The sequence below is a fragment of the Pararhizobium sp. genome (assembly GCF_035497515.1).
GTDB lineage: Bacteria > Pseudomonadota > Alphaproteobacteria > Rhizobiales > Rhizobiaceae > Pararhizobium.
The window spans coordinates 1-4,465 of the sequence record NZ_DATJDJ010000219.1 but is presented as its reverse complement, the minus strand read 5'-3'; the positions used below and the strand labels follow the sequence as shown (position 1 = coordinate 4,465).

The 4,465-nt window shown below is 60.7% G+C and carries 5 protein-coding genes; 1 reads left to right on the top strand and 4 read right to left on the bottom strand.

The window, feature by feature from the left end:
• Positions 1 to 2,300: DUF3320 domain-containing protein (locus VL202_RS23215; RefSeq protein WP_325466420.1), on the top strand; the 2,300-nt coding region annotated here is incomplete at its 5' end.
• A gap of 186 nt (positions 2,301 to 2,486) precedes the next feature.
• On the opposite strand, the gene VL202_RS23210 is transcribed toward VL202_RS23215, so the two are convergent.
• From VL202_RS23210 to VL202_RS23195, 4 genes are all read right to left on the bottom strand, one after another.
• The gene (locus VL202_RS23210) at positions 2,487 to 2,906 is read right to left on the bottom strand and encodes a heme-binding protein (RefSeq protein ID WP_325466419.1); all 420 of its coding nucleotides are present in this window, start codon (positions 2,904 to 2,906) and stop codon (positions 2,487 to 2,489) included.
• Between the two features lie 74 nt (positions 2,907 to 2,980).
• Complete coding sequence (locus tag VL202_RS23205; protein ID WP_325466418.1) at positions 2,981 to 3,397, bottom strand: heme-binding protein; 417 nt, start codon at positions 3,395 to 3,397, stop codon at positions 2,981 to 2,983.
• A 23-nt stretch (positions 3,398 to 3,420) separates the two neighbouring features.
• Positions 3,421 to 4,212, bottom strand: coding sequence for a hydroxypyruvate isomerase family protein (locus VL202_RS23200; protein ID WP_325466417.1), 792 nt, complete (start codon positions 4,210 to 4,212; stop codon positions 3,421 to 3,423).
• 4 nt (positions 4,213 to 4,216) lie between these two features.
• A partial coding sequence (locus tag VL202_RS23195; RefSeq protein ID WP_325466416.1) for a class II aldolase/adducin family protein occupies positions 4,217 to 4,465 on the bottom strand: 249 nt, incomplete at its 5' end.

Genomic DNA, 4,465 nt, shown 5'->3' with positions numbered 1-4,465 from the left:
GGGATTTTCGGCGTTTCCAGCATGAAAACGCAATCAGTGAATTTCGTGAAATCGACGATCTCGTACGATCGCATGCCACGGCGCGCGTCATCAGTGTGATCGCCCACGGATTACCGCCCGTGCAGACCGTTCCACGAAATTCGGAGCTCGGGCTGCTGCGCTACCAGATGGAGTTGCAGCGTCCGAGCCAGTCGATACGAGACATGATTGGCAAGATGCCGCAGAACTTTGCCAAGCTCGCACCCTGCATGCTTATGTCGCCGCTCTCCATCGCCCAGTATCTCCCGACCAACCAGGCGCTGTTTGACGTTGTGATCTTCGATGAAGCGTCGCAGATCACAACGTGGGATGCTGTCGGTGCCATCGCGCGGGGGCGCCAGACCATCATTGTCGGTGACCCGAAGCAGTTGCCGCCGACGAACTTCTTCGGACGCAACGAGGAAGAGGAGGAGGTCGCCGATCACGAAAAGGATCTGGAGAGCATTCTCGACGAGGCGAAAGCGGCCGGCATTCCGATCCGCGATCTGCGATGGCATTACCGCAGCCGAAGCGAGTCCCTGATCGCCTTCTCCAATCATCACTACTACCAGAATCGTCTGGTGACGTTTCCGTCGCCGGCCGTAGAAGACCGCGCCGTACATCTGCGGAAGATACCTCTTGGCATCTACGACCGTGGGAAAAGCCGAACCAATCGAATAGAGGCGGAAGCCGTCACGAAAGAAGCCGTTGCGCGAATGAAGGGGTGGTTGAAACTGCCTGAAAAAGACCGCCCGACGCTGGGAGTGATCACCTTCAACGCACAGCAGCAGTCGCTGATCCTCGATCTCCTCGATGCAGCGCGCCGAGACGATCCCGAACTCGAGTGGTTCTTTGCCGAGGAACGGGTCGAACCCACGATCATCAAGAACCTGGAAAACGTGCAGGGCGACGAGCGGGACGTCATCCTTTTTTCGATCACGTTCTGGAAGGACGCCGCCGGCAAGCTGACAATGGATTTCGGCGCGCTCAACGGCGACGGTGGCGAGCGACGCCTCAATGTTGCTGTGACGCGTGCGCGGCAGGAGCTCATCGTCTTCTCGGGTTTCACCGCTGACCAGATCGACCCGACCCGCACCAAGGCGCTTGCCGTACACCATCTGAAGACGTTCCTCGATTACGCCGAGCGTGGCGCAATTGCCCTGCCGGCCCAGGATATCGGGTCTGTCGGCGGTTTCGAGTCCCCCTTCGAGGAGGCCGTCGCTGCGCAATTGGAGCGGCGCGGCTGGAGAGTGGTGCCGCAGGTGGGCATTTCCGGATTCCGGATCGATTTCGGTATCCGCCATCCCGATCTGGCTGGTACCTATCTGGCGGGCGTGGAATGCGACGGCGCCACCTATCATGGATCGGCCACTGCAAGAGACCGTGACAAAGTTCGAGAACAGGTGCTGAGGGGGCTTGGCTGGAACATATTGCGCGTGTGGTCGACCGATTGGTGGTTCGATGCAGCCGGTTGCGCCGAGCGGCTTCATGCCGGCCTGGAAGCTCTTTTGGAGGAAAGCAGGGCGCATCGCACGACTGAGTTGGAGGACACCGCGACCCATTGGGATATGGGACACGAGGTGGAGGGGATCGACGAAATCCGTGACGAGGCCGCCGCCGCTTCTGTCGAGCAGCTTGGGTTGTTTCCAGCAGTCGTCGAAACTGACCTCGTCTCCGTGGAGACGCAGCCATTGCCCAGCGCGTCTGGAACGGTGGAAGCGCAACCACCTGCCTCTTCGTTTGGCGGCGAAGCTTCGGATGAGCGGCGATACCATGTCGCCGATCTCTCCAGCTTCCGAGCCGATCCCGATCAGTTCTTCGAATTCGGCTACAGGGACACTCTGCGGGGTATGATCGAAAGGATCATTGAAACCGAAAGCCCGCTGCGCACGGACATACTTGCACAGCGGCTATCGCGCGCGCATGGCTGGTTGCGCACCGGCGGTCGAATCCGAGAGAGGATTGACCTCCATCTCCGTGGTTTCGACACGACCAGGGAATCGAGCGGCGAATTCGTCTGGAAAGCGGGAGCCGTTTCGGAGATTATTTCCTACCGGCAGCCAGCCGGCGAGGAAGCACGCAGGTCGATCGCCGATATTCCGCTTGCGGAACTTGCCTTCGTGGTGCTGGACAATCCCGGCCTCATGGAGCAGCCAGATCCGCCGCGATATTTGGCCCGGCTGCTTGGCGTCGAGCGCCTCGCGGCTGTTTCCCGCGCGCGACTGGACGAAGCGATTGCGCGGGCGAGGCAGCATATTTCAACCGATCATTCGCTCGAGTAGTCATGTTCGATTTTATCCATTCAAGGCGTAGTCGCGCTTCTGTGCAGGCAATGGAGCTTCGGACAACCAGATTGACCGCGAAGACGCACTTGGTGAGGCCGGGCACGCGCTGCCTGCGATGTGCCGTCTATTCACGCGATGATCGTATCGAAGAGGCTTGACGCACTGAACAGGCGTCAAGGACGATCAGACAGGTTCCGCGCCGATGGCCGCCAGGGCAGCTCGCGCCACGGCGAAATCCTGGTCGCCGGTTCCCGAGCCAACGCCGATCGCACCGACGAGATTTCCGTTGAAGCGAATGGGCAAGCCGCCGGGAAGGTGGGTCACGCCGCCCTGGGAAGCGATTCCTGCTGCAACGCCGAACTCGACGTTCATGGCACCGGTCGGCGCATTGATCGACGCGGCGGTGCGTGCCTTGCTCCGCGCCGTGTGCATGCTCAGATATTTCGCGCCATCCATCCTGAACGTTGCCAGAGTCTCGCCGCTTGGATCCACGAGCACGATACATTGCGGGACTTGGATTTCCTCCGCATGGGCAATAGCGGCCTGCAAGGCAATCATCACGCCGGCATGCGTCAACGCTAGCGTTTCCTTGGTTATCGACATTCGGGTGCTCCAGATTCTGTGTTGGGGCGGCCAGGGTCCGGCCGGCGTTGATCAATTGTGGCAGGCCTTGAAAATCATCCGGCAGATGCCAGCAGCGATGCACCGATCCGGCCGATATCGCCGTCATCCTCATCGCTTGCGCCGCTGACCCCGATGGCGCCGATGATTTCCTCGCCGTGTTTCAGCAGGACGCCGCCATCAAGCGGAATGCCGTTGGGAATGCAAAGGAGCGCGTAACGTCCTTCGCCTTCCACGACATCCTGGAATGCTTTCGTGTTCCGGCGGAAGAGAACGGCAGTCCGCGCCTTGAGCGTCGCGATCTCGACGCTGCCGACCTGTGAACCGTCGTCGCGATGCAGAAGCATAAGATGCCCTCCATCATCGACGATCGCGATCACCACACGAAGCCCCTTGGCCTTCGCTTCGGCTTCGCAGGCCCCCGCAATCGCCTTGGCGGCCTCTATGGTCAGTACTGTTTTGGTGGCAAGCATATGGTCTCTCCCGCTCGATTTCGTCATCCGGTCATCGTCTGAAGCGAAATCCCCAGAGCGTTGATCCACCCCAGCCCCTCATCCGTTCCTGCCCGAGGCCTGTATTCGCAGCCGACCCAGCCCTCATAGCCAAGCCGGTCCAGTTCGGTGAACACTGCCGGATAGGCAATCTCGCCTTCGTCCGGTTCCGCCCGGCTCGGGACGGCGGCGATCTGCACATGGCCGATGACCGGCAGATATTTTTCCAGCTTTTTCAGGATGTCGCCTTCGCTGACGCCGACATGGTAGACGTCGAACATCACCTTGATATTGGGCGCGCCGATTTCCTCGATCAACGATACGGCCTCGCCGATCGTCGAGTAGAAGTAGCCCGGCTTGTCACGCTGGTTGATGGGTTCCAGCAATAACGTGACGTCGGGCGCCCTTTCGCTTGCCAGAGCCAGATTCTTCGCAAGCACGCGCCGGGCTTCGGCTTTGTCGTTCGCCGCCACCACGCCCGCCATCACGTGGATGGACGAGGCACCGGACGTGCGCGCATAAGTCATGGCCTGTTCGAGGGAGGCTTCGAAGTCGGCGCGCCGACCGGGCAGGGCGGCAAGGCCGAATTCGCCCTTGCCGGTGTCACCGGTCGCGGTGTTCAGTCCAAGCAGGGCAAGGCTTCGACCCGCGCAGGCGTCGCGTACCGCTTCTGCCGGGACATCATAGGGCCAATGCAGTTCGATGGCTTTGAAGCCTGCGTTTGCGGCCGCATCGATGCGTTCGAGGAGGGGCCGGTCTGGCCACAGAAAACCGAGATTTGCGGAAAATTTGGGCATGGTTTCACTTCAGCTGAAAATGTTGATTGAGATCGGAGATCGCGTCCCGGTCCAGCATCCGCACGGCCATGCCGCGTGTCAGGACAACCAGTTTGGCGGCTTCCTCCAACTCCTCGATGGCAAAGACCGCCGCATCCAGCGCGTTGCCGGCAACGATTGGACCGTGGTTCTGCAGCAGTGCCGCCGCATGGACGCCGGCGATCCTCTCGATCAGCGGCTTGATGTCGGCCGAACCCGGACGCGTATAGGCAAC